The 22,297-nt window shown below is 65.7% G+C and carries 21 protein-coding genes and 1 riboswitch; of the genes, 11 read left to right on the plus strand and 10 right to left on the minus strand.

All coding sequences use genetic code 11. The features are described from left to right. Positions 1 to 18: 18 nt before the first annotated feature. Positions 19 to 531 (plus strand): DoxX family protein, encoded by a 513-nt coding sequence (locus tag AC5Y2L_RS26410; protein WP_499945260.1) that lies wholly within the window; start codon positions 19 to 21, stop codon positions 529 to 531. Positions 532 to 553: 22 nt separating this feature from the next. Here the strand turns inward: AC5Y2L_RS26410 and AC5Y2L_RS26415 are convergent, their stop codons facing one another. Further along, positions 554 to 901, minus strand: coding sequence for a WhiB family transcriptional regulator (locus AC5Y2L_RS26415; protein ID WP_499933036.1), 348 nt, complete (start codon positions 899 to 901; stop codon positions 554 to 556). 177 nt (positions 902 to 1,078) lie between these two features. Between AC5Y2L_RS26415 and AC5Y2L_RS26420 the strand changes: the two genes are divergently transcribed. Both AC5Y2L_RS26420 and prpD read left to right on the plus strand, forming a co-directional pair. After that, the gene (locus tag AC5Y2L_RS26420; RefSeq protein ID WP_499933034.1) at positions 1,079 to 1,288 is read left to right on the plus strand and encodes a hypothetical protein; all 210 of its coding nucleotides are present in this window, start codon (positions 1,079 to 1,081) and stop codon (positions 1,286 to 1,288) included. Between the two features lie 188 nt (positions 1,289 to 1,476). Beyond that, positions 1,477 to 2,982, plus strand: coding sequence for a 2-methylcitrate dehydratase PrpD (prpD, locus tag AC5Y2L_RS26425; protein ID WP_499933033.1), 1,506 nt, complete (start codon positions 1,477 to 1,479; stop codon positions 2,980 to 2,982). Positions 2,983 to 2,999: 17 nt separating this feature from the next. Here prpD and AC5Y2L_RS26430 read toward each other — a convergent pair whose 3' ends face one another. Beyond that, positions 3,000 to 3,236 carry a hypothetical protein gene (locus AC5Y2L_RS26430; protein ID WP_499933031.1) on the minus strand — a complete coding sequence of 79 codons (237 nt, stop codon included), beginning with the start codon at positions 3,234 to 3,236 and terminating at the stop codon, positions 3,000 to 3,002. Positions 3,237 to 3,355: 119 nt separating this feature from the next. On the opposite strand from AC5Y2L_RS26430, the gene AC5Y2L_RS26435 reads away from it, so the two are divergent. After that, the gene (locus AC5Y2L_RS26435) at positions 3,356 to 5,077 is read left to right on the plus strand and encodes a DUF3556 domain-containing protein (RefSeq protein WP_499933030.1); all 1,722 of its coding nucleotides are present in this window, start codon (positions 3,356 to 3,358) and stop codon (positions 5,075 to 5,077) included. Positions 5,078 to 5,164: 87 nt separating this feature from the next. Further along, a complete protein-coding gene (locus tag AC5Y2L_RS26440) occupies positions 5,165 to 5,398 on the plus strand; it encodes a DUF2510 domain-containing protein (RefSeq protein WP_499945278.1) in 234 nt (77 codons plus the stop codon). Between the two features lie 17 nt (positions 5,399 to 5,415). On the opposite strand, the gene metE is transcribed toward AC5Y2L_RS26440, so the two are convergent. The 8 genes from metE to AC5Y2L_RS26480 all read right to left on the minus strand — a co-directional run bounded on the left by metE (position 5,416) and on the right by AC5Y2L_RS26480 (position 14,965). Then, positions 5,416 to 7,695, minus strand: coding sequence for a 5-methyltetrahydropteroyltriglutamate--homocysteine S-methyltransferase (gene metE / locus AC5Y2L_RS26445; RefSeq protein ID WP_499933026.1), 2,280 nt, complete (start codon positions 7,693 to 7,695; stop codon positions 5,416 to 5,418). Positions 7,696 to 7,828: 133 nt separating this feature from the next. Then, positions 7,829 to 8,053, minus strand: a riboswitch (cobalamin riboswitch). A gap of 113 nt (positions 8,054 to 8,166) precedes the next feature. Next, positions 8,167 to 8,808: an SDR family oxidoreductase gene (locus AC5Y2L_RS26450; protein ID WP_499933024.1), complete on the minus strand. Its 642-nt coding sequence runs from the start codon at positions 8,806 to 8,808 to the stop codon at positions 8,167 to 8,169. Positions 8,809 to 8,819: 11 nt separating this feature from the next. Continuing rightward, positions 8,820 to 9,659 (minus strand): SDR family oxidoreductase, encoded by an 840-nt coding sequence (locus AC5Y2L_RS26455; RefSeq protein ID WP_499933023.1) that lies wholly within the window; start codon positions 9,657 to 9,659, stop codon positions 8,820 to 8,822. A gap of 105 nt (positions 9,660 to 9,764) precedes the next feature. Continuing rightward, entirely contained in the window at positions 9,765 to 11,036 is a 1,272-nt protein-coding gene (locus AC5Y2L_RS26460) for a TetR/AcrR family transcriptional regulator (RefSeq protein ID WP_499933021.1), read from the minus strand. 137 nt (positions 11,037 to 11,173) lie between these two features. Continuing rightward, positions 11,174 to 11,821, minus strand: a complete 648-nt coding sequence (locus AC5Y2L_RS26465; RefSeq protein WP_499933020.1) for a nitroreductase family protein — start codon at positions 11,819 to 11,821, stop codon at positions 11,174 to 11,176. Beyond that, positions 11,821 to 12,753, minus strand: a complete 933-nt coding sequence (locus AC5Y2L_RS26470) for an SDR family NAD(P)-dependent oxidoreductase (RefSeq protein ID WP_499933018.1) — start codon at positions 12,751 to 12,753, stop codon at positions 11,821 to 11,823. Before AC5Y2L_RS26470 ends, AC5Y2L_RS26465 begins: the two co-directional genes overlap by 1 nt. Continuing rightward, the gene (locus tag AC5Y2L_RS26475; RefSeq protein WP_499933016.1) at positions 12,750 to 13,835 is read right to left on the minus strand and encodes an acyl-CoA dehydrogenase family protein; all 1,086 of its coding nucleotides are present in this window, start codon (positions 13,833 to 13,835) and stop codon (positions 12,750 to 12,752) included. Before AC5Y2L_RS26475 ends, AC5Y2L_RS26470 begins: the two co-directional genes overlap by 4 nt. After that, positions 13,832 to 14,965, minus strand: a complete 1,134-nt coding sequence (locus AC5Y2L_RS26480; RefSeq protein ID WP_499933014.1) for an acyl-CoA dehydrogenase family protein — start codon at positions 14,963 to 14,965, stop codon at positions 13,832 to 13,834. The genes AC5Y2L_RS26475 and AC5Y2L_RS26480 overlap by 4 nt, the downstream gene beginning before the upstream one ends. 136 nt (positions 14,966 to 15,101) lie before the next feature. Here AC5Y2L_RS26480 and AC5Y2L_RS26485 point away from each other — a divergent pair, with 136 nt between their 5' ends. The 6 genes from AC5Y2L_RS26485 to AC5Y2L_RS26510 all read left to right on the plus strand — a co-directional run bounded on the left by AC5Y2L_RS26485 (position 15,102) and on the right by AC5Y2L_RS26510 (position 22,224). Continuing rightward, positions 15,102 to 16,826, plus strand: a complete 1,725-nt coding sequence (locus AC5Y2L_RS26485; RefSeq protein ID WP_499933221.1) for a nitric oxide reductase activation protein NorD — start codon at positions 15,102 to 15,104, stop codon at positions 16,824 to 16,826. A 23-nt stretch (positions 16,827 to 16,849) separates the two neighbouring features. Beyond that, a complete protein-coding gene (locus tag AC5Y2L_RS26490) occupies positions 16,850 to 17,686 on the plus strand; it encodes a CbbQ/NirQ/NorQ/GpvN family protein (protein ID WP_499933012.1) in 837 nt (278 codons plus the stop codon). Between the two features lie 83 nt (positions 17,687 to 17,769). Next, a complete protein-coding gene (locus tag AC5Y2L_RS26495) occupies positions 17,770 to 18,882 on the plus strand; it encodes an ABC transporter substrate-binding protein (protein WP_499933010.1) in 1,113 nt (370 codons plus the stop codon). Between the two features lie 9 nt (positions 18,883 to 18,891). Continuing rightward, complete coding sequence (locus AC5Y2L_RS26500) at positions 18,892 to 20,034, plus strand: spirocyclase AveC family protein (protein ID WP_499933009.1); 1,143 nt, start codon at positions 18,892 to 18,894, stop codon at positions 20,032 to 20,034. Then, a complete protein-coding gene (locus AC5Y2L_RS26505; RefSeq protein WP_499933007.1) occupies positions 20,027 to 21,007 on the plus strand; it encodes an SDR family oxidoreductase in 981 nt (326 codons plus the stop codon). Before AC5Y2L_RS26500 ends, AC5Y2L_RS26505 begins: the two co-directional genes overlap by 8 nt. Continuing rightward, complete coding sequence (locus AC5Y2L_RS26510; protein WP_499933005.1) at positions 21,007 to 22,224, plus strand: cytochrome P450; 1,218 nt, start codon at positions 21,007 to 21,009, stop codon at positions 22,222 to 22,224. The genes AC5Y2L_RS26505 and AC5Y2L_RS26510 overlap by 1 nt, the downstream gene beginning before the upstream one ends. Positions 22,225 to 22,297: the final 73 nt, after the last annotated feature.

Here is a 22,297-nt window from a genome sequence, read left to right on the forward strand (position 1 = left end):
TGCTCTACGTTTGCACGTATGACTGCCTACGATGTTGGGTTACTGATCCTGCGGCTGATGCTCGGCCTGACACTCGCCGCGCACGGCCTGAACAAGTTCTTCGGCGGCGGCCGGATACCTGGCACCGCACGTTGGTTCGAAAGCATTGGCATGAAGCCCGGCAAGTTCCACGCCGTGGTTGCCGCCAGCACGGAAACGGCGGCCGGACTGGGACTGGCGGCCGGGCTGCTCACCCCGATCCCGGCGGCGGGTTTCGTCTCGCTCATGCTGGTCGCGGCCTGGACCGTGCACCGACCCAACGGCTTCTTCATCGTCAAGGAGGGCTGGGAGTACAACCTGGTGCTGGCGGTCAGCGCGGTCGTCGTCGCCACGCTGGGGCCGGGGAAGCTCAGCCTGGACTACCTGATCTTCGGCGACAACCTCTGGCTCACCGGCTGGAAGGGTCTGGCGGTCGCGGTGGGGCTGGGTCTGGCCGGGGCCATCGGTCAGCTGGCGATTTTCTACCGCCCGCCGGTCAAGCAGGCCGAATAACAGCGGCGCTACGTGGAGGCACCTACCCGATTGAGCGGGTCCTGCGCTTGTCGAAGAAATCCGTCCAGGACACGATCTCAGGGTGCTGCTTGAGCAGAGCCCTGCGCTGGCGCTCGGTCATGCCGCCCCAGACGCCGAACTCGACCTTGTTGTCGAGCGCCTCCGCCCCGCATTCCTGCATCACCGGGCAATGACGGCAGATCACCGCAGCCTTGCGCTGTGCGGCTCCTCGCACGAAGAGCGCGTCGGGATCTGTTTCCTTACACAGCGCTTTCGAGACCCACGCGCGAGCATCTGCGGCCGCTTCGCGGGCAGTGCTGTTCACGGGCACCAGACTCAATCGGCGCGTGGCCGGCCCCATGTCTGACAAGGGCTATCCCGTTCTCCCGATCCCTCGGCCCACAAATTATGCGATTCGGCATCGTTTGCGCAAATTTCTGGTACGCATGTGCCCTTTCCTGGCAGCTTGGCGGCCCGCTCGACCAGCCACCGTTTTGGTGCGCCGCGTTGGTGGGTAGCCAACCTCGAGCCAATCAAAGGAGTAGCGATGATTGACCATGCCGCAGGACCGTCCACGGTGACGCGCCCGGCCGGCTCGGACCCGCAGCAACCCGAACGCGGAACGCCGGCGGAAACGCCCGAACGGTTGACGCCCGCCGAATCACCCGAGCGGCTGACGCCCGCAGAGCCCCCCGAGCGGCTGACGCCCGCAGAGCCGCCCCAGCGTCAAAACCCAGCCGAAGGACGAGGAGCCTAGAGATGCGCGCTGAAGAAGGCGACGAAACGGTCAACGATTACGCAGCGGAGGGTAAGCAAACATTCGACAGGATCAGGGAATCCCAACGAGCGCGCAGTCCCGTCGGACGAGCTATTCGCCGAATCACCAAGCTCTTTCGAAGCGAGAACAATTCGCCTAACCGCTAGCCCGGCGCGTGCGGGTGGACCATGTTGACGCATAAGGTCCGGAGCCGGCGCAGCGCCGACGACTTCCCGCGTAGCGAGCACCTGGCCGCCAAAATCGCGGAGGTCGCCGCCGATCCGGTGGCCGTCGAGCCCGAGACCGCCGAAATGGTACTGAATCGGATCATCGACAACGCCGCCGTCAGCGCCGCATCGGTGCTGCGCCGACCGGTCACGGTGGCCCGGCAGCAAGCGCTTGCGCATCGTGCGCGACCCGGGGCCGGCGTTTTCGGCGTCGACGGCAGTTACTCGGCGGAGTGGGCGGCCTGGGCCAACGGCGTCGCGGTCCGCGAACTCGATTTCCACGACACGTTTTTGGCTGCCGACTACTCGCACCCGGGAGACAACATCCCGCCGCTCATCGCGGTCGCGCAGCAACTCGGTGTCGCCGGCGCCGACCTGATCCGCGCCGTGGCAACCGCGTACGAAATCCAGATCGACTTGGTCCGCGGAATCTGCTTGCACGAGTACAAGATTGACCACGTCGCACATCTTGGCCCGTCGGTCGCCGCCGGCCTCGGGACGATGTTGCGGCTGGACACCGAGACCATCTATCATGCCGTCGGACAGGCGCTGCACCTGACCACCAGCACCCGCCAATCACGCAAAGGCGCCATCTCCAGCTGGAAGGCGTTCGCGCCGGCGCATGCCGGCAAGATCGCCATCGAGGCGGTCGATCGCGCGATGCGCGGGGAGGCAGCGCCCGCGCCGATCTGGGAAGGCGAAGACGGCGTGATCGCCTGGCTGCTCGGCGGCCCCGAGCGCGAATACCGGGTGCCGCTGCCCGCGCCGGGCGAGCCCAAGCGGGCAATCCTGGACAGCTATACCAAAGAGCATGCCGCGGAGTACCAGAGTCAGGCACCGATCGACCTGGCCCGTCGCCTGCGTCAACGCATCGGCGATCTCGATCAGATCGCCGGCATCGTGCTGCATACCAGTCATCACACCCACGTGGTGATCGGGACCGGTTCCGGCGACCCGCAGAAGTTCGACCCGGACGCCTCACGCGAAACGCTCGATCATTCGCTGCCCTATATCTTCGCCGTCGCGCTGCAGGACGGCACGTGGCACCATGACCGCTCGTACGCCCCCGAGTGGGCGCATCGCCCCGACACGGTCGAGCTGTGGCGCAAGATCTCCACCGTCGAGGACCCGATGTGGACCCGGCGCTATCACTCCACCGATTCGGCCGAGAAGGCTTTCGGCGCGCGTGCGGAGGTGACGCTGAAAAGCGGCGAGGTGATCAGCGATGAACTGGCGGTGGCCGACGCCCACCCCCTGGGCACGCGGCCATTCGGGCGCGAACAATACCGGGCGAAGTTCGCCGAGCTTGCCGACGGCGTGGTGAAACCGGTTGAGCAACAAAGGTTTTTGTCAACGGTCGACGGGTTGGCCGAGTTGCCCGCCGGGGCGCTGAGCGCGCTGAATGTGTTGGTCGATCCGCAGGTGCTGGACCAGGCGCCGGTGATTCCGTCGGGAATCTTCGGCTGACGGCTCTTGAGCGGCCGTCAGGCCGGTCCGCCGTACTGCCACACCAAATTGTGAGCGCCGGTCATCGTCGGGTTGCACCACATCATCCGGCCGTTGGCGTCGCGGGTTGTCGCGTGCAGGGCCGTACACGCATCTCCGGGTCCAGGGGTGTCGGCGCGCGCGACGGGACCCGTCGTCAGAACGACGGGGGAGATGGCGGTTATCGCCGCCAACGCGGCGAAGCGCCGCTTGCTGGTCTTGCTGGTCAGAACCATCTCCTAAGCATCCACCACGCGGTGCTTCAGGCCAAGTGCCAGGTTTGCGGCAGCGCGTTACCGTCTCTCTGCGACGGCAACCGATGCGCACGGTTAGAACGCGTTCTAATCTGTCGGCCATGGGATTTCTGACGCCCGACCTGCCGCAGGTCGACATTGCCGAATGGAGCAAAGGCACCCGCAGCGAAAAGATCCGCCCGATGGCGCGCCACTGGGCCGAGGTGGGCTTCGGGACGCCGGTCGCGCTGCACCTGTTCTACGTGGTGAAAATCCTGCTCTACGTCTTGGTCGGTTGGCTGATTGTCTTGAGTACCAAGGGCATCGACGGATTCACCGACGTCAAGTCGTGGTACGCGGAGCCGATCGTGTTCGAGAAGGTCGTGCTCTACACGATGCTGTTCGAGGTGATCGGACTCGGCTGCGGTTTCGGGCCGCTCAACAACCGGTTCTTCCCGCCGATGGGCTCCATTCTGTATTGGATGCGGTTCGGCACCATCCGGCTGCCACCGTGGCCCGATCGCGTTCCCCTGACCAAGGGCACGGTGCGCAAGCCGGTGGACGTCGCGTTGTACGGGCTGCTGGTGGTGTTGCTCCTGGGCGCCCTGTTTTCCGACGGCAGCGGCCCGGTTCGGGAGCTGGGCACGAAGGTCGGGCTGTTGCCGGTGTGGGAGGTCGTGTTGATCCTGCTGACGCTGGGCGTGCTCGGGCTGCGCGACAAGGTGATCTTTCTGGCCGCCCGCGGCGAGGTCTACGCGACGCTGGCGGTGACCTTCCTGTTCGGCGCTACCGACATGATCGTCGCGTCCAAGCTGGTGTTCCTGGTGATCTGGATGGGTGCGGCCACGTCGAAGCTCAACAAGCACTTCCCGTTCGTGATTTCCACGATGATGTCGAACAACCCGCTGTTCCGGCCGCGGTTCGTCAAGCGGATGTTCTTCGAGAAGTTTCCCGACGACCTACGGCCGGGCCTACTATCGCGGCTCTTCGCCCACGTCAGCACCTTTATCGAGATGTGCGTGCCGCTGGTGCTGTTCTTCGCGCACGGGGGTTGGCCGACGACGGTGGCCGCGATCGTGATGGTGTGCTTCCACCTGGGCATCCTGACGGCCATCCCCATGGGAGTTCCATTGGAATGGAACGTCTTCATGATCTTCGGGGTGCTGGCGTTGTTCGTCGGCCATGCCCGCCTAGGCCTGTCCGACGTGAGAAACGCGGTGCCGGTGGCGATCCTGATCGGCTTGATCGCGGGAATAGTGATCGCGGGCAACATGTTTCCGCGCAAGATCTCGTTCCTGCCCGGCATGCGCTATTACGCGGGCAATTGGGACACCACGCTGTGGTGCATCAAGCCCTCGGCGAGCGAGAAGATCGGCCGGGGGATCGTGGCCATCGCCAGCATGCCGCAGGCCCAGCTGGAGCGTTTCTACGGCAAGGACCGCGCCGAGATCCCGATGTATTTGGGATACGCGTTTCGGGCCATGAACACCCACGGTCGCGCCTTGTTCACGTTGGCGCACCGCGCCATGGCGGGACAGAACGAGGACGACTACGTCATCACCGACGGCGAACGGATTTGCAGCACCGCGATCGGGTGGAACTTCGGTGACGGCCACATGCACAACGAACAACTGATCACCGCGATGCAGCAGCGCTGTAACTTCGCCCCCGGCGAGGTACGGGTGGTCCTGCTCGACGCGCAGCCGATCCACAAGCAGACGCAGGCCTACCGGCTGGTCGATGCGGCCACCGGTGAGTTCGAGCGCGGGTTCGTGCGTGTCGCCGACATGGTGACGCGGCAGCCCTGGGACGACGAAGTGCCCGTCGAGGTGCTGTCGGAATAGGCGGACGAGCGTGCGCAAATGTACGCGTGCGACGCCGTTTCGGCGTACAACTGCGCACGCTCGCGACCGGTTAAGGTAGTCGGCATGATGGCTGGGACCTTCGGTTTGGTGTTACTCCTTCTAATAGGACTCGTCGCGGCGATCATTGTCGGCGTCGTGCTTGCCGTGCGCACTGCGTCGAAACCATCTGCGGCACAACAGTATTACCCCGTCGGGCCCGCATTGACTGCTCCGGCAGGTTGGTACCCGGCCCCTGACAATCCGAATATCATGCGTTACTTCGACGGCCGCCAATGGACGGCGTCAACTCAGCCGCGGTGACTGACGCTGCTCGCCAGCTAGCCCGACCGCACTTCCCGGGCCGCGGCGACCATGTTGCGCAGCGACGCGGTCACCTCGTCGACGTTGCGGGTCTTGAGCCCACAGTCAGGATTGACCCACAGTCGCTCGGCCGGCACGGCGCGCAATGCCGCGCGCAGCGACTCGGCGATCTCTTCGGTTCGCGGCACCCGCGGCGAGTGGATGTCGTAGACCCCCGGGCCCACACTGTTGGCGAACCCGGCAGCGTTCAGGTCGTCGAGCACCTCCATGTGCGAGCGTGCCGCCTCGATGGACGTCACATCGGCGTCCAGGTCCGCGATGGCCCCGATCACGTCACCGAATTCGGAGTAACACAGATGGGTGTGGATCTGCGTGGAGTCCGCCACGCCGGAGGTCGCCAACCGGAAAGCCGTTACCGCCCAACGCAAGTACTCGTCCTGATCGGCGCGACGCAGCGGTAGCAGCTCGCGCAGCGCCGGCTCGTCGACCTGGATGACCGCGATGCCGGCGGACTGCAGGTCCACGGTCTCGTCGCGAATGGCCAGCGCCACCTGGTTGGCGGTGTCGGCCAGCGGCTGGTCGTCCCGGACGAACGACCAAGCCAAGATGGTGACCGGACCGGTCAGCATGCCCTTCACCGGCTTGTCGGTCAGTGACTGCGCGTAGGTGATCCACTCGACCGTCATCGGGTGGGTACGGACCACGTCGCCGTAGAGGATCGGCGGTCGCACGCACCGGCTCCCGTACGATTGCACCCAGCCGTTCTGCGTGGCGAAAAAACCTTCCAGCTGCTCTGCGAAGTACTGCACCATGTCGTTGCGTTCCGGCTCACCATGCACCAGCACGTCGAGCCCGAGTTCTTCCTGCAACTTGATGACGTCGGCGATCTCCTTCTTCATCCGGCTGACGTACTCGGCCTCGTCGATCTCGCCGGCGCGAAAAGCCGCGCGGGCCTTGCGAATTGCCGATGTTTGCGGATAGGAGCCGATCGTGGTGGTCGGCAGCGGCGGCAAGTGCAAGCGAGCGTCCTGGCTGGCCCGGCGTTGTGCGGCGTCACCCCGGTGCGCACCGGATGCGACGATCGCGTCGATCCGGGCCCGTACCTGATCGTTGTGCAGGCGCGGGTCCCGTTTGCGGGAGGCGACGGCGGCGTTGGACGCGGCGATCTCGTCTGCGACCACTTCGCGACCCTCGTGCAGCGCGCGCGCCAGGACCATTACCTCGTGCACCTTTTCGGCGCCGAACGCCAGCCAGCTGCGCAACGCGTCGTCCAAACCGGTCTCCGGTTCCAGCGAGTAGGGCACGTGCAGGGTGGAGCACGACGTCGACACGGCAACCGCACCCGCAGACCCCAGTAGGGTCGTCAGTTTGCCCAACGCCGCCTCCAGGTCGGTGCGCCAGACGTTGCGCCCGTCGACGATGCCGGCCACCAGCGTCTTGCCGGCCAATTCGGGTACGGCGGCTATCGCGGTTTCGGCACCGGCGACCAGGTCTACGCCGATCGCCTCGACGGGCGTGCGCGCCAATGCCGCCAGGGCGGCTCCCGGGTCACCGAAGTAGGTGGCGACATGGATGGCGGGCCGGTTGCTCACCGCGCCGAGCGCGTTGTACGTCGCCTCGGCCAGCGCGGGCGCGTCGGGGGACATGTCGGTCACCAGCGCCGGCTCGTCGAACTGCACCCACTCAGCTCCGTTGTCGGCGAGCAGGGTGAGCAGTTCGGCGTAGATCGGGACCAGCTCCCGGAGCCGTTCGATGGGCGCGCCTCCGCCGCGGACGCCCTTGCTGAGCAACAGGAAGGTAAGCGGGCCGATGACCACGGGCCGAGCTGGATTCCCCTGCGACAGCGCTTCTTTGAGTTCTGACAGCACTTTGTCCGGGTGCAGCGCGAAGTGGGTGGCGGCCTCGATCTCGGGAACCAGGTAGTGGTAGTTGGTGTCGAACCACTTCGTCATCTCCAGCGGTGCGACGTCGTCATTGCCGCGGGCAGCCGCGAAGTAGCGGTCCAGCTCGTCGGGGATCTCGGTGACGCGGGCCGGCAGCGCGCCCAGCATCACGGCCGTGTCCAGCATCTGGTCGTAATAGGAGAAGGTGTTCACCGGTACCGAGTCCAGCCCGGCGGCCGCCAGGCCCGACCAGGTGTCGTGGCGCAACGTCGCGGCGACGGACTCCAGATCGGCGCGGCTGGTGCGTCCGGCCCAGTAGCCTTCGGTGGCGCGTTTGAGTTCCCGCTTGGGACCGATGCGTGGGGAGCCGGTAACGGTGGCGGTAAATGGTTGAGTGCTAACCAACTGAGTCATCCTTCGATCGACGGGTGGTCACCGCCCGCGGACGCGCAGCCGAGCCGAGTCGCGGTGCGCATCCTGCGGGTGCACTGTTCGCAACCGGTCAGGCCAAACGCCCATTCCACGAGGCGATGAGCCGCCGGACGCGGCGCGCCCGGCACAGCTGGCAGGTCTTCGGACTCGCAGGCGCGCACCCGGAGGTGCTCCTAGTGGCCGTCGCTTCCCAGCCCCATTTCTAGGGCCAGTGCCGATATGACGGCGGTCGTTCCTGCATACCGCTGCGGGACAGTCCCGGACTCTCACCGGGTTCCCTCTCGCTGCGCACGATTAACGTGCTTCGCTCGATGCCAATGCCACGGGGGGCGTCAGCAGACCAGCTGCGTCGTCAAGGCTACTCCGCGCCCAGCCGCGGCTAAATCCCGCCGAGTGTGACAGTGCCGTCACTTTCGATGCCGACCGTGACAGTAGCGTCACGTTCGGCGAAGGTCAGCCGGCCAGGGCTTCGGAGATGGGAACGTCCCCGTTGTTGAACTCGATGGTCCGGCGGATCGTCGAGTCGTCGGCCAGCGCGGCGGCGATGACGAGCGCGACGTCGGCACGCGACACCGAACCGCTTCCCCTACCGAGCGTGATCCGTCCCGTGGCGGGCTCCAGGGTGAGATGACCCGGACCCAGGATCGTCCAATCCAACCCGCTGGCGCGCAGATGCGCATCCGCGGCGGCCTTGGCCTCGGCATAAGGAAAGAACGAATTTTCCGGCGCCACACCGTGATCGGGCCCCGCTCCGAAATAGGACACCATCACGAACCGGTTGACCCCGGCCCGCTCGGCCGCGTCGATCACCCGGATCGCCGCGTCACGGTCGACGGCGTAGGTGCGGGCTGGGTTGCCGCCGCCCGCCCCGGCGGAGAAGACCACGGCATCGTGGCCGGCGACCAACCGGGCCAGCACGGCGGTGTCCAGTTGCTCGATGTCGGCGGTGACCGGTTTGGCGCCTGTTTCGGCGACGTCGTCGGCGTGGTCCGGATTGCGGAATACCGACGTCACGTCGTCGCCCCGCTCGGCCAGGATGCGAGCCAAATGCAGGGCGACCTTGCCGTGGCCGCCGATCACGACGATGCGCGCCACGGGGCAGCCTCCTACAGCTTCACCCGGCCCATGATCAGGTCGATGATCGGCTTGCCGGGCGGGTAGGCGCCGGTGAGCGAGGCCATTGTGTGCCCGTAGTCCACCAGCAGCGTGATCCCGTTGATGCCAAAGGCGGCGGCGCTGTTGAGGAACGCCATCACGTCGCCCATTTGCTCGGGGGTGTGGACCTTGGATCCGGTCTCGTCTCGGTAGTCCTGCGCGAAGGTCAACCACAGGTCCGCATTCGCCTGGGCCAGCGGGGTGTCGGTGGGGCCCGGGCAGATGGCGTTGATGCGGATGCCCCGCTTCAGCAGGGGATAGCCCTGCGTCGCCACGTAGGCATTGACGACCTTCTTGCTGAAGCCGTAGTGGATGATGCCTTCCGGCTCGTGGGCCTTGACCCAGGCGTCGGCCGCCGCGAAGTCAGGCGTGTCCAGGAACTCCGTCAGCAATTCCAGGTCGTTTTCCCATCCCATGCCGGCGACCGAGGAGATGAAGCAGATCGCCGAGCCCGACGGAAGCTGGTTGTTGCCGAGCAGCCGCTCGATGAGATAGCGATGCCCGATGAAGTTGATCTTCATCAGATCCGGCCCGTCGGCGACTCCGGCTGCGGAGAACACCGCATGCACCGGCCCCTCGACCTGCTCGAGCGCGGCGTCGATGGAGGCCGGGTCGCGCAGGTCCACCTGTATTGCCTTGGCGACGTCATAGTTGACCGGCGCGTAGTCCAGCACGATCACCTCGGCGCCGAGCTCTCCCGCCGACTTGGCCGCCGCCGCGCCCATGCCCGTCGCGCCGCCGACGACGAGCGCTCGCTTGCCGTCATAACGCAACCGATCGATCACAGTCATGAAAATCCCCTTCTCGGCAACTGCCAACCCGGTTCTAACTGCCCAACTGTATGGGTAACAGTTATTTGGTTCAACACCGGGTACCAAGTACCGGCTGCGACGCGCTTACCGGCGCCGAACCGCAACCCCGCGCAGGACAGTGTCGCGCGCGTGCAGCAATGCCGCGCGAGTTCCCACGGCACGCAGAATGTTCTCCGGTATCCACTGCATGCCGATCACGCATCGCGCCAGCATTGCGGTCGACGGCGTGTCGATGCGAATCTCGCGCGACCGGATCCCCTCGGAGAGCAGCGATTTCATCTGCCGCAGCCGGACGGTGTAGGACCAGCCCGGGTTGGTTGTCGGCGGTGACTGCCGCATCCAGGCCAGCTGGATCCGGAACTCGTCGGAGAACTGGTCCAGCGCGTTGACGTTGACCCAACTCAACGCATCGAGCTTCTCGATCGTCGACGCATCAGAGCGCAGCACGCTGACCCATCCGGCTTCAACCTTCTTGCCGAAGGAACGCATGATCGAGGCGAGCAATTCGTCCTTGGACCCGATAACCCGGTAGACGGTGCCGGTGCCAAGACCTGCCGCGGATGCGATGTCGCGGATGGTGGTGACTTCATAGCCTTTTCGGCCGAACTCCGCTTTGGCCACCGCGCGCAGATGCGCCGCCTTGTCGCCGGGGTCCGCGACGCTGTCGTCGGACCACGTTGTGATCACCTCACGGGCGGCGGCAAAGGCGTTCGACCGATCCAGCGCGGCATCGGCGGGTGGCCGAGCGGCCAACCCGTGCAGGATGATTCGGCACATGAGCCGGGCGACCTGATCGGCGGAAGCCTTGTCGCGGATGACGTCGAGACCCACCTGCAGCATGGTCTGGCAGATCCGGTCGGCCAACGTCGGAAGGTCGATGTCCGGTTTGACGTAGCCACTCCACCTGCCGGCCCGCAGGGTCTGCAGCATCGCCTCATGAATTGGGCTGGACTGTTGCGCACGGTCCACCAGGCCCGCGTTCGGCCCCTCGTAGAAGGACATCTGCAGGGCCGCCTGATGTTGCACCGCGCAGTTGGCGATTGCGACTCCCAGTTCAGTGATTTGCTCCTCGGCGGGCCGGGAGTCGGGCTGGTCCAACCGCGCCTGCGCCTGCCGCCCGATGCGGTTGAGATCGTCGTGGTAACGCTGCGTCAGCTCGACCAGGATCGCTTCTTTGGATTCGAAGTGGTGGTACAGGCTGCCCGGGAGAATGCCTGCCGCGTCGGCGATTTCCTGTAGCGAGGTCCGCAGCCCCGACGACGCGATCAGTGATGCCGCCGTTTGCAGGATCTCGGTCCGGCGGGTTCCGGTGTCGGCTGCGCTGCCGGCCTTCTCTAATGCATCGGGCCTTGCCATGGTCACCGGTGCGCAAGCCTTGGGGACGGCCGCTGGGCAAGCGTACGCACGTGTCCCTCCCGGTGAACCAAATCTTTGGTAAAGGCTATCAGATTCCCACGTTAACGGCGCTGCTGACCGGGGCGACAGAGCCCATCTTAGAGCGGCGGACCGTCCCAGCCGTCGACCGCAACCACCTCGTCGACGGGCCGCCGGCGGGCCGGCCGGAATCGGCGCCCGGCACGCAGGCGGCCCACGGGCAGCAGGCAGCCTTGCACATAGCTCGCCGGTATTCCGAGCAGCCGGCCGACCTCACGTTCGCGGTGCAGGTGCAGCGTGGTGACGCAGGTCCCATACCCGCGGGTGTGCAGCGCCAACTGAAAGTTCCACACCGGCGGGAAGATCGAGCCGTACAGCGTCGCCAGATGGAATGACTCGTCGCCGTCGATGCGCGGCAGGTACGGCTGGTAGCAAGGGATCACCAGGACCGGTATTTTCGCCATGTTCTCCACTAACCACTCGGTGGACGACATGAGCCGGGTCTCCGGCGTCCCAGCCGGCATCAGGTCAGCGAGCAACTGGCCGCCGACTCGGAGCAGATAGGACTCGCGGTACAGTTCGGCGATCCTTGCCCGCAGTTCGGGGTCGGTGACGACCAGCCAACGCCAGGCCTGCTGATTCGAGCCGTTGGCCGCCTGGATACCGATGCGCAGACATTCGCGGATGTCGGCGAGGTCGACCGGAGCGTCGAGGTCGAGCGACTTGCGTGCGGAGCGCGTGGCCGTAAGAAGGTGCTCGGTATCCATCATCCGAAGGTCACGCCAAGCTGGGCCGTCACGGCGAAGACTTCGTCGAAGATCGATCCGGGCACGGTGAACGGCTCGGTTGCCGACACCTCGGAAAGGTGAGCTTGGATGTCGTCGGCCGTCGGATTGCTGCCGTTCTCCGCGAACCAACCCTCGCCGAGGCCGATAAAGACCCGCGCGAAGCGGCCCGCGCACGCCGAGTAGTTCTGATGGGTGAACTCGCAGGTCTTGCTCGCCAGGAAGACGACGATGGGTACCACCAGCTCGGGCTTGATCGCGTCCAAAAAGCCGATTTGCCCGAGGGCTTCCGGGTCGGCCACGATTTCAGTCACCATGCGCGAAAAGCCAAATGGCAGAACGGTGTTAGAGAGGATGCCGTGTTCGGCACCCTCGATCGCGATTACGTTCGACAGGCCGACCAACCCGGCCTTGGCCGCCGCGTAATGGGACTCCCACGGCTGTCCGAACATGCCGGCCGAGGAGGAGATGAAAACGAAGCGGCCGTAGCGCTGCTGCTTCATCACCTTGTACGCGGGCTGGCTCAAATAAAAGCCGCCGTCCAGGTGCACGTTGAGCATCTTCCGCCAGTCGTCCACGGACAGCTCGTCAAAGCCAACGCTGTTGAAGATGCCGGCGTTGCTCACCACGGCGTCGAGCCGGCCGAACCGCTCGACGGCGAGTGCGACGATTGCCTCGCCGCCCTCCGGGCTGGCCACCGACTCATGCGACGCCACGGCCGCGCCGCCGGCGGCCTCGATCTCGGCGACGACCTCGGCGGCGACCGTGGTATCGGCGCCCTCACCGTGTATCGTCCCGCCCAGGTCGTTGACCACCACCGAGGCGCCGCGCCTGGCCAACTCCAGCGCATACAATCGTCCGAGGCCGCGGCCGGCTCCTGTCACAATGGCGACCTGATCGGTGAAATCGATCATGGCAGACTCTCTTTCGCGAGGCGCGCGCCAATTTCTGTGAGATAGCCGTCGGGCCCACCAAGCAACGCGCTCCAGCCCAGCAGACGCTTGAGGTACAGGTGAGCATCATGCTCCCAGGTGAATCCGATGCCGCCGAACACCTGGATTGCGGTATCGCCCACGGTGGCCAGCCGGCCGGCGAAGGCCTTCGCCCGCAACGCAGACAGGTGCCGCTCCTGCGCATCGGCGTTGTCGGCGGCCCATAGCGCGTGGATGACCCCGCTGCGGGCCAGCTCGACCGTTTCGTACATGTCCACACACAGATGCTGGATCGCCTGGAATGAGCCGATCGGCTGACCGAATTGCCTTCTCACCTTTGCGTATTCGATCGCCAGCTCCATGACCGCCCGGGCGGCGCCCAGCGCGTCGGCGGCCGCGGCGATCAGCACGTCGTCGACGAGGGCGGCAAGGGCGCCTTCTGGTGGCGTGGCCAGCCGCTGCGCGGGGACGCCGTCGAACGCGACCCGGAAACGCTTGCGGGTCGGATCGATGCCCCGCAAGCGGGTCACCGTGACGCCGGGGGAATCCGACTTGACCGCGAAAAGACCGGTGCCGTCGCGGTTTTCGGCAAACACCAGCAGGATATCCGCCACGGCGGCATCGAGCATTGCGGTCTCGCCCCGTAGCACGTCGCCGTCAACGGCCGGGATTGAGCCATCATCGAGTGGGCCAACGGTCGCGGTTGTGGTTCCATCGGCGATCCCGGTCAAGATCGAAGCCGCCGCGCCGTCGGCGCCGATCCGCGTCAACGCGCGCGGCGCGGCGACCGCGGTGGACAACCACGGTCCCGGGTGCAGAGCGGCACCGAGCTCTTCGGCCACGATGCCGGCCTCGACCATCGTCATGCCCGCGCCGCCGTATTCCTCCGGCACCAGCAGCCCGGTCGCCCCGAGGTCGGCAAGGCCTTGCCACACCGCGTCGTCGACGCCGGATGGGTCGTCGAGCAGCGCGCGCACGTGGCCGGAGATCGGCGCTTTCTCCGCCAGAAATCGGCGCACGGTTTCACGTAGCGCCACTTGCTCGTCGGTCAGCTCGAGGTTCACGTGCGCGGCAACCCCAGTACGCGCTGGGCGGTGATGTTCTTGTTGATCTGGGTGGTGCCGCCCGCGATGGTCAGCGAGCGGGACGTCAGCCGATAATCAGCCCATCGCCCGCGCATGCCCAGCACGTCGAAGGCCAACGCGGCCAGGTCCTGTCCGATTTCACCCCATACCGTCTTCGCCAGGCTCGCGGACCCGAAAGTGTCACCGCCATGCAGCGTGGCCGAGATCGACCGCTGGCAAAGCACTTCCAGATACTTGATGCGGACCGCGATCTCGCCGAGACGCCGCAACGTGACCGGATCGTCTCCGACCCCCGCGGCGGCGAAGTCGGCCACCAGCTCCTCCAGCCGTACCTGCAGCTCGGCATAAAGCCTTGCCGCTCCGGCGCGTTCGTGGCTGAGCGTGGTGGTGGCAACCTGCCACCCACCGTTGAGCGGACCCAGTAACGCATCCGCCGGAACCCGCGCATCGTGAAAAAACACCTCGGCGAAGTCGGTGTCGCCGTTGAGCGTGATGAGCGGCCGGACCTCGATACCGGGCAACTTCATGTCGACGATCAGGCACGAGATGCCCCGGTGTTTCGGGGCATCGGGATCGGTACGCACATAGAGTTGACACCAGTCAGCCCGATGACCCAGGGAAGTCCAGATCTTCTGCCCGTTGACGACGAACCGGTCACCGTCACGCACCGCACGGGTGCGTAGCGCGGCCAGGTCGGATCCCGCTTCCGGCTCGGACATGCCCTGGCACCAGATGTCGTCGGCCCGCATCATGCGCGGGAGCAGCGTCCTCTTCTGCGACTCGGTGCCGTATTGCATGATCGCTGGGGCGATATTGTTCATGCCAATGACATTGAGCGGCAACGGAGCTCGCGCGCGAGTGGTTTCTTCGGTGTAGACCAGTTGCTCCAGCACGGTCGCGCCGCGGCCGCCGTATTCCCTGGGCCAGGAAACCGCCGCCCACCCCGCGTCGGCCATGGTGCGATTCCAGGTACGCAGCGCCTCGAACGCCGCGTCGTCACGCCCGGTGGTCCGGCGAGCCGCTATCAAGTCCTCGGTCAGATTCGCCGACAGCCAAGTCCGCAGTTCATCCCGGAAGCGCTCCACTTCCGCCGGGTATGAGAAGTCCACGTTTTCCTCACGCGATTGACTGCGACCAAGCCGGACTTTACGTTGGAACAGATATTTGGTCAATTCTTCAGCGGGGAGTATTCCGAGGTTGAGCGCGGGAGACGACGCTCGGGCCGCGCAGTTTCAGGCCCTCGGCATGCTCGCTTCGGCGCTTGCGGGACGGCCGGTGGCCGTTGCCGGGCAACCGCCGGGTGAGCCCTCGTGGACGGACGGTCAAACCATATATATCGACGCGTCGCCACTACCCCGGATGAGGCTCGAGGCCGTCAAGGCCATAACCGTGCAGGCGTCGATGATCGCGGCCGGCAGCCTGGAGCCCGGGATCGTGCGTCGATTGGTCCGTCATCCTCGGCTGGCCCGGCGCTATCTGGCAATCGAGGGTCACCGGGCGCTGGTCGCCAATGACGACCTGCTACCCGGCGTCGTGTCGACGATGGGCAACCGCGACATCGCCAGTCGCACTGACTCGCCCGCCGCGTCGCTGCGAATCGCCGACGGGCCGGAGGCGATTGACGACCCCGCCCCGGTGTTCGGAGTGATTCGTCCGGCCAAGCTGCTGGCGGCATCCAACCGAGCGGCAGCGCAGCAGGACCAGGCGACACCGCAACATGTCCCGCGAGATGGAAACCGGGACCATGCGCGGCAATTGGCGGAGCTCGACGACGGCCAAGTCGACGATTCCGACGATCCGGACTTGTTCACCAGCCCGGTCGGTGGCGGCGGCTTCATCGGCAAGTGGTTCGCCAAGCTGCTGTCGTCCGCGCGCAAGACGGGCCGCGGGGGCGGGCCGCCGGCTGCGGATAATCCGACGCATCGCACGCACTCGGGAGTCCGTGGCTCCCAAGCGATATCGTCCTTGGCATCGACGTCGGGCGAAGACGTCACAGACGGCGACGCAAAAGCGGACGGCGTGCGATATCCGGAATGGGACGACAAGCGCAAGCGCTATCGCCCCGCATGGTGCACCGTGCGCGAGGTCGAGCCGAGGATCAGCGCGACCGCGACGCAGTCGATCGAGGCTGCCATCGGTCTGCGGCGCCCGCTGGCGCGACTGGGAATGGGCTTGCACCGCCGGCATCGCCAGGCACAGGGCGACGACATCGACATCGATGCTGCGGTCGAGGCCCGCGTCGAGGTGTTGGCCAGGTCGGTGCCCGACGAAGCGGTCTACCTGGACAGCCTGCGACGCCGGCGCGACCTGTCGGTGCTACTGCTCCTCGATGTCTCGGGGTCGGCGGCCGAGCCTGGAACGGTCGGGCGGACGGTACACGAACAACAGCGCGCGGCCGTCGCCAACCTCGCCGTCGCGCTGCACGACCTCGGCGACCGTGTTGCGCTCTACGCCTATTACTCCCAAGGCCGAGGCGCGGTGAGCATGGTCCCGGTCAAACGATTCGACGACCAGCTCGATGCTCGGGCGATAAGGCGGCTGAACAGCCTGGAACCCGGCGCTTACTCCAGGCTGGGTGCGGCCATTCGCCATGGCTCGGCGGTCCTGGAGGCCCGCGGCGGGACGACGCGGCGGCTGTTGGTGGTGCTGTCCGACGGCCTCGCATACGACCACGGCTATGAGCGGGCCTACGGTGCCGCGGATGCACGCCGCGCGTTGATGGAAGCACGCCGACGGGGCACCGGTTGCGTGTGCCTGACCATCGGCGCCGGAACCGACGTGCAGTCCCTGCGGCGAGTGTTCGGCACCACCGCGCACGCAACGATCGCACGACCGGATCAGCTCGCCGGGGTGGTGGGACCGCTCTTCCGGTCCGCGCTGCGCTCCGCGGAGGTCCGCCGGATGGTGCCGCATCAGCGCGACTCAAGCCACCCGCAGTCGACCTTGAAACAAACATCTGTTCCGCGATAGGCTCCGACGAACGAAAGGAAGCCATGGCCGACGAGTCTCGGCTGGTGCTCGGCGCGACCCTCGAGGCGGAAAACTTGCGGCCCTATTACCAGGCGGTGGGCAGCGAAGAGGCGATATTCAAGGCGGCCTTTCGCCAGGGCCTCGCGATTGTTCTCAAGGGCCCGACGGGCTGTGGCAAGACCCGCTTCGTCGAGGCCATGGCGCACGACCTCGGCCGGCCGCTGATCACCGTCGCCTGCCACGACGACCTCACCACGGCGGACCTCGTCGGCCGCTATCTGCTGCAGGGCGACGAGACGGTGTGGGTGGACGGTCCGCTGACCCGAGCGGTGCGCGAGGGTGCGATCTGTTACCTGGACGAAGTGGTAGAGGCCAGACAGGACACCACCGTGGTGCTGCACCCGCTCGCCGACCACCGCCGTCAACTGCCCATCGAGCGTCTTGGCATCACGCTGGACGCAGCGCCCGGTTTCGGCCTGGTGGTGTCATACAACCCGGGCTATCAGAGCGTGCTCAAGGACCTCAAGGATTCGACGCGTCAACGCATGGTCGCGATCGAATTCGGTTTTCCCGCAGCAGATATCGAAGAGAAGATCGTTGCGCACGAAGCTCGCGTGGACGGGACGGTCGCCGCCGAGCTGGTGCGGTTCGGTCAGGTCGTTCGCCGGCTGGAAACCGGCGGCCTGCGTGAGGTCGCATCGACGCGCGTGCTTATCGCGGCAGGCCGGCTCATCGCAGAGGGCTTGACCATGCGGGAGGCCGCCCGGGCTGCGATTGCCGGGCCGCTCACCGATGACAGGACAGTGGGCACGGCGCTCAACGAGATGATCGACGTCTATCTGGACGGGTCCCATGATTGACGCTGCTTGCACCCCCGGCTAGGGTCAGAACAAATCTTAGGTTCGACGAATCGGACGCTTGAGTTCGTCGCTCGGGAGGTCAGATGTCCTACGAAAGCACCGCTGAGCCCATCAAGGTCGGATACTTGATGGATTTCCGCCTGCCGCCGATGTTTCCCGACGAGATGAAGGCGGACTTCACGCGGTGCTTCGACCTGGTATTCGAGGAGGCCGTGCAAAGCGGGCAGTTGGACCGGCCGGTCCAGATGATCTACCGCGAGGTGGAGGGGCTGCCCAAGGGATCGGTCAAGGCCGTGATCGACGCGTTCGGCGAACTCGTCGACGAAGGCTGTTTGGTGGTGTTTGGCCCCCACATCACCGACAACTGCGTGCCCACCCGGGAAGCGATCGAAGAGCGGTTCAAGGTTCCGGCCCTCAGCGTCACCGGCACCGACGACTGGCTGGGCGAATGGACGTTCTCGTTCCCGCAAGGTTCGATGACCGACGAGCCGATCTTCATCGCGGACCTCGTCGCCAAACGTGGGCTCACCGAGATCGGGGTTCTGGTCGAGCAGAACCTGATCGGCGAGAGTTACCTGAAGAACCTGCGAAGTGCGTGCCGCCGCAAGGGCATTCGCATCGTCGCGGAGGCGGCGATTGCCCAAACCGCACAAGACATCAATGAAGCCGTTCGCACGTTGCACGAAGCCAAGGCCGAGGCGATAGTGCATCTGGGCTTCGGATTCGGCATCGTGTTCATCAATCCGGCGCTGGAGGCCGTCAGCTGGGATCCGCCGAGATTCACCACCACGGCATTCCAGAATGCGTGGGTGAACCCGATCATGTGGAACGCGTTCATGGGTTGGGTCGGGGTCGACCAGTACGACGAGGAGAACCGGCTCGGTCAAGACTTCCTCGACCGTTACGCCGAAAAGTATGACGGCAGGCGACCCGAATATTGCGTGCCGGTGGTCAACCGTGACGTCGCCGCCACGCTCGTCCGTGCGTTCAGCGAGGCCCATCCGCTCAGCCCGCGCGGGGTCAAAGAGGCGTTGGAGCGGGTGAAGATGATGCCCGCCGCATCCGGCGCCCCGGGCACCCGGGTGTCTTTCGGCAGGTGGACTCGCCGGGCGTGGATGGGTGCGGGGTACTTGGTGGCCCGAACTCTCGATGCCGACGGCGTCAACTCGCACCTGGTCGATCGCTTCGGAGAGTGAGGCCGGAACATGAGTACTGACCAATCCACATCGGCTGCGGCGCAACAGAAGCCGACATCACCCCAGCGTAGTGGCAGGCGCGGATGGGGCGGTTGGATCGGCGGCGCCGCTCTTGCTGCGTTTGCGCTGTTCTTCATCGTGAACTGTCGCACCGCCCTCGACCCGCGCGTCGCCAACCCCCACGTGCAGGGACGCTCGCGTCCGGTCAAGTTCATCTTCGGCCTGGACTACATCGCGTTCCTGCACATCGCCACCATCGTCCTGCTGCTGGTGCTCTTGGTCTTGTTCATCAGGGGCTGGCGCCGCAATCCGGGCAGCCCGGTGATGCTGATGTTCCTGTGCACTACCCTGATCGTGTGGCAGGACCCGATCATGAACTGGGCGCCGTTTGCGGTATATAACCCCGATCTGATCCACTGGCCGGAGTCGTGGCCGCTGGTGTCGCTGTCGCCGACCGTCGAGCCATTCGTCGTATTCGGTTACGTCCTGTTCTATTTCGGGCCGTACTTCCCCGCGGTCTGGATTCTGCGCAAGCTGCAGGCGAAATATGGCCCGCAGGCGTTTGTTTCGCGCCACCCGCTGGTCAGCCTGGGCATGGTGACCTGTGCGATCGGTTTCGTCTTCGATATGTTTCTGGAGATCCCGCTCGTCCACATGGGCATGTACATCTACTCGCAGGTGATCCCGTTCGGTTCGGTATTCACCGGTACGACATTCCAGTTCCCATTGATCTGGGAATCGTTTTCGGTGACCTTCGTGATGATCCCCGCGGCCATCCTCTGCTACCGCGACGACACCGGTAAGTCGGTGGCGGAGAAGCTGGCCGCGAAAGCGAAGATCTTCCCGACCCGCCCGGTGCTGGCCACGTTCCTGGTGATGTTCGCGATCATCAACGTGTCCTACTTTGCTTACGGCGCATGGTTTGCCGTCATCAAGGCCAGCAAGGCGGCGACCTCGGTGGCCTGCCCTTGGCCGTATCCGGAAGCGAAAGTGTATGACCCGCAAGGGTTTTATGAGAAAGCAGGCGCGAAGGGCCCGTACTCCGTCGGCATCTGGTCGACCTGGATGAGCGGCCAGCCCAACGGACGCCCGCACGTTGATCCGCCACCTCCCGGACAGGGTGCCTGCGCAACCGCGGATAAGAATGGCTGAGCCCCGCAGCGTCGTCATCACCGGCGCGTCGCGCGGACTGGGCTTCGCCTCGGCCGTGCGCTTGTATCGCGACGGCTGGCGAGTCGTCGCCGCCATGCGCACACCCGACCGCGGGATGCCAAAGCTGCGCGAGGCGACCGGTGCCGGTGAAGACGACGACCGGCTGATCGGTGTCCAGCTCGACCTGTTGGACCCCGGGTCGATCTCCGCGGCGGCCAAGGCAATCGAGGAAGCCGTCGGCGCGCCCTACGCGCTGGTGCACAACGCCGGAATCTCTGCCGCCGGTGTGGTGGAAGAAACCGATATGACGTTGTGGCAGAGGATGTTCGCCACTCATGTCATGGGACCGGTCGCGCTCACCCAGGCCCTGCTGCCGGCGATGAGGGCGGCGGGTGAGGGGCGCATCGTGCTGGTGTCGAGCGCGGCCGGGGTGCGCGGTCAGCCGGGCACCGCGCCGTACTCGGCAGCCAAGGGTGCGTTGGAACGCTGGGGCGAGTCGATGGCATGCGAGATCGCCCCCTTCGGTCTCGGCGTCACGGTATTGGTGACGGGCACCTACGACACCGACATCATTACCGACGCGGGCACCATCGACGATCGCAACTTCGACGGCCCATACGCCCGCTTGCATCAATCCATGAACACCCGGGGACGTTTCGCGATCAGCTTCGCCAGGCCCCCCGACCGATTTCCCGACGGACTGCTCAAGGCGTTGGACGACCAAAAGCCATTTCGCCGCCGCGCCGTGGGGCCGGATGCCTCGATGCTGCTGGCGCTTAACAGGATTCTGCCGGCATCTGGCATGCATCACATGTCGCGCATCGTGCTCGGCATACCTAGACAGGGGTCAATGCGCGACGGGGCCTGGCCGTTGACATTCGGTCAGAGGGCGATGGTCCTCGCCGCACGGATCGTCCCGCAGCCGGTGCTGCAGCGCCTGGCCGCGCGACGTCAACAATCAGGGGAGCGGTAATGGAACAACTTTTTGACGACCTGGAAGACTTCGGAGCCTTCGACGACGCCATATCCGGCGACGTACGTGACCCGTACACCGAACTCGCGCGGATTCGCCGCGAGGAGCCGGTCCAGCGACTCGAAACGTCCGGAGCGCTCCCGCACGAGGAATCGCTGCCGATGTTCATCGTCTATCGCCACGAGGACATCCAGCAGATGCTCCGCGACAACGAGACATTCTCGTCGTCTGCCGTCATCGCCGCGTTCGGGCCGGTGCTCGGTGAAGGCGTGATGCTCGGCATGGACGAGCCCATCCACGGCCGGCTGCGGTCGTTGGTGTCGAAGGCGTTCTCGCAGAAGTCCTTAGCGCGGTGGCAAGACGAGTTGGTCGGCCGGGTGGCGAACAGCCTGATCGACAAGTTCGCGCCCAACGGTAAGGCGGATCTGGTGAAGGAGTTCACCTTCGACTATCCGAGCCAGATCATCGCGGGTCTGTTGGGGTTGCCGGAGAAGGACTATCCGCAGTTTCAGCGGTGGTCGATTTCGCTGCTGAGTTGGCTGATGAACCCCGAACGCGGGCTCGCGGCCTCGGCGGCCTTGTGCGACTACTTCGCGCCGATCCTGGAGGCTCGCCGCGCGGAGCCGAAGGACGATTTGATCAGCGCGCTCGCCGCGGCCGAGATCGACGGGCAGAAGCTGGCGGACGAGGAAATCTTCTCCTTCCTGCGGCTGCTGCTGCCCGCAGGTGTGGAGACGACCTATCGGGCCTTGGGCAGCCTGCTCTTCGGGCTGTTGTCGGACCCAGCGCAGTTGGACGCGATTCGGCGGGATCGCTCGCTGCTGCCGCAGGCCATCGAGGAGGGCGTGCGCTGGGAACCGCCGCTGCTGACCATCACTCGGGTGGCGAGCCGCGACACCGAACTCGGCGGAGTCGCCATCCCGGCGGGAGCGACAGTGATGCCGATGCTGGGCTCGGCGAACCGGCAAGAAGATCGCTATCCCGATCCCGACACGTTCAACATTCACCGGCAGCAGAAGCCGAACCTCGCCTGGGGGCACGGCGTCCATGTCTGTCTCGGTATGCACCTGGCGCGGCTGGAGATGCGCACCGCGATCAACCTGCTACTGGACCGGCTGCCCAACCTCCGGTTGGATCCCGACGCCGACGACCCGCACATCCGCGGGCAGGTCTTCCGGTCGCCGACGTCGCTTCCAGTGCTTTTCGATCCCCGATAACGCCGGAGCTTGCCAATCGGCTAGTTTCCAGTAAGGCTCTCCGTAGCCCCGCAACGACGCAGAAGAGAGTGAC

It is taken from the genome of Mycobacterium sp. NGS66 (assembly GCF_059812225.1).

Excerpts from the sequence above, each read along its gene's own strand:
- AC5Y2L_RS26410 (WP_499945260.1), top strand. The coding sequence starts at position 19 with ATGACTGCCTACGATGTTGGGTTACTGATCCTGCGGCTGATGCTCGGC.
- AC5Y2L_RS26420 (WP_499933034.1), top strand. The coding sequence starts at position 1,079 with ATGATTGACCATGCCGCAGGACCGTCCACGGTGACGCGCCCGGCCGGC.
- prpD (WP_499933033.1), top strand. The coding sequence starts at position 1,477 with ATGTTGACGCATAAGGTCCGGAGCCGGCGCAGCGCCGACGACTTCCCG.
- AC5Y2L_RS26430 (WP_499933031.1), bottom strand. The coding sequence starts at position 3,236 with ATGGTTCTGACCAGCAAGACCAGCAAGCGGCGCTTCGCCGCGTTGGCG.
- AC5Y2L_RS26435 (WP_499933030.1), top strand. The coding sequence starts at position 3,356 with ATGGGATTTCTGACGCCCGACCTGCCGCAGGTCGACATTGCCGAATGG.
- AC5Y2L_RS26440 (WP_499945278.1), top strand. The coding sequence starts at position 5,165 with ATGGCTGGGACCTTCGGTTTGGTGTTACTCCTTCTAATAGGACTCGTC.
- metE (WP_499933026.1), bottom strand. The coding sequence starts at position 7,695 with ATGACTCAGTTGGTTAGCACTCAACCATTTACCGCCACCGTTACCGGC.
- AC5Y2L_RS26455 (WP_499933023.1), bottom strand. The coding sequence starts at position 9,659 with ATGACTGTGATCGATCGGTTGCGTTATGACGGCAAGCGAGCGCTCGTC.
- AC5Y2L_RS26460 (WP_499933021.1), bottom strand. The coding sequence starts at position 11,036 with ATGGCAAGGCCCGATGCATTAGAGAAGGCCGGCAGCGCAGCCGACACC.
- AC5Y2L_RS26465 (WP_499933020.1), bottom strand. The coding sequence starts at position 11,821 with ATGGATACCGAGCACCTTCTTACGGCCACGCGCTCCGCACGCAAGTCG.
- AC5Y2L_RS26470 (WP_499933018.1), bottom strand. The coding sequence starts at position 12,753 with ATGATCGATTTCACCGATCAGGTCGCCATTGTGACAGGAGCCGGCCGC.
- AC5Y2L_RS26485 (WP_499933221.1), top strand. The coding sequence starts at position 15,102 with ATGCTCGCTTCGGCGCTTGCGGGACGGCCGGTGGCCGTTGCCGGGCAA.
- AC5Y2L_RS26490 (WP_499933012.1), top strand. The coding sequence starts at position 16,850 with ATGGCCGACGAGTCTCGGCTGGTGCTCGGCGCGACCCTCGAGGCGGAA.
- AC5Y2L_RS26495 (WP_499933010.1), top strand. The coding sequence starts at position 17,770 with ATGTCCTACGAAAGCACCGCTGAGCCCATCAAGGTCGGATACTTGATG.
- AC5Y2L_RS26500 (WP_499933009.1), top strand. The coding sequence starts at position 18,892 with ATGAGTACTGACCAATCCACATCGGCTGCGGCGCAACAGAAGCCGACA.
- AC5Y2L_RS26505 (WP_499933007.1), top strand. The coding sequence starts at position 20,027 with ATGGCTGAGCCCCGCAGCGTCGTCATCACCGGCGCGTCGCGCGGACTG.
- AC5Y2L_RS26510 (WP_499933005.1), top strand. The coding sequence starts at position 21,007 with ATGGAACAACTTTTTGACGACCTGGAAGACTTCGGAGCCTTCGACGAC.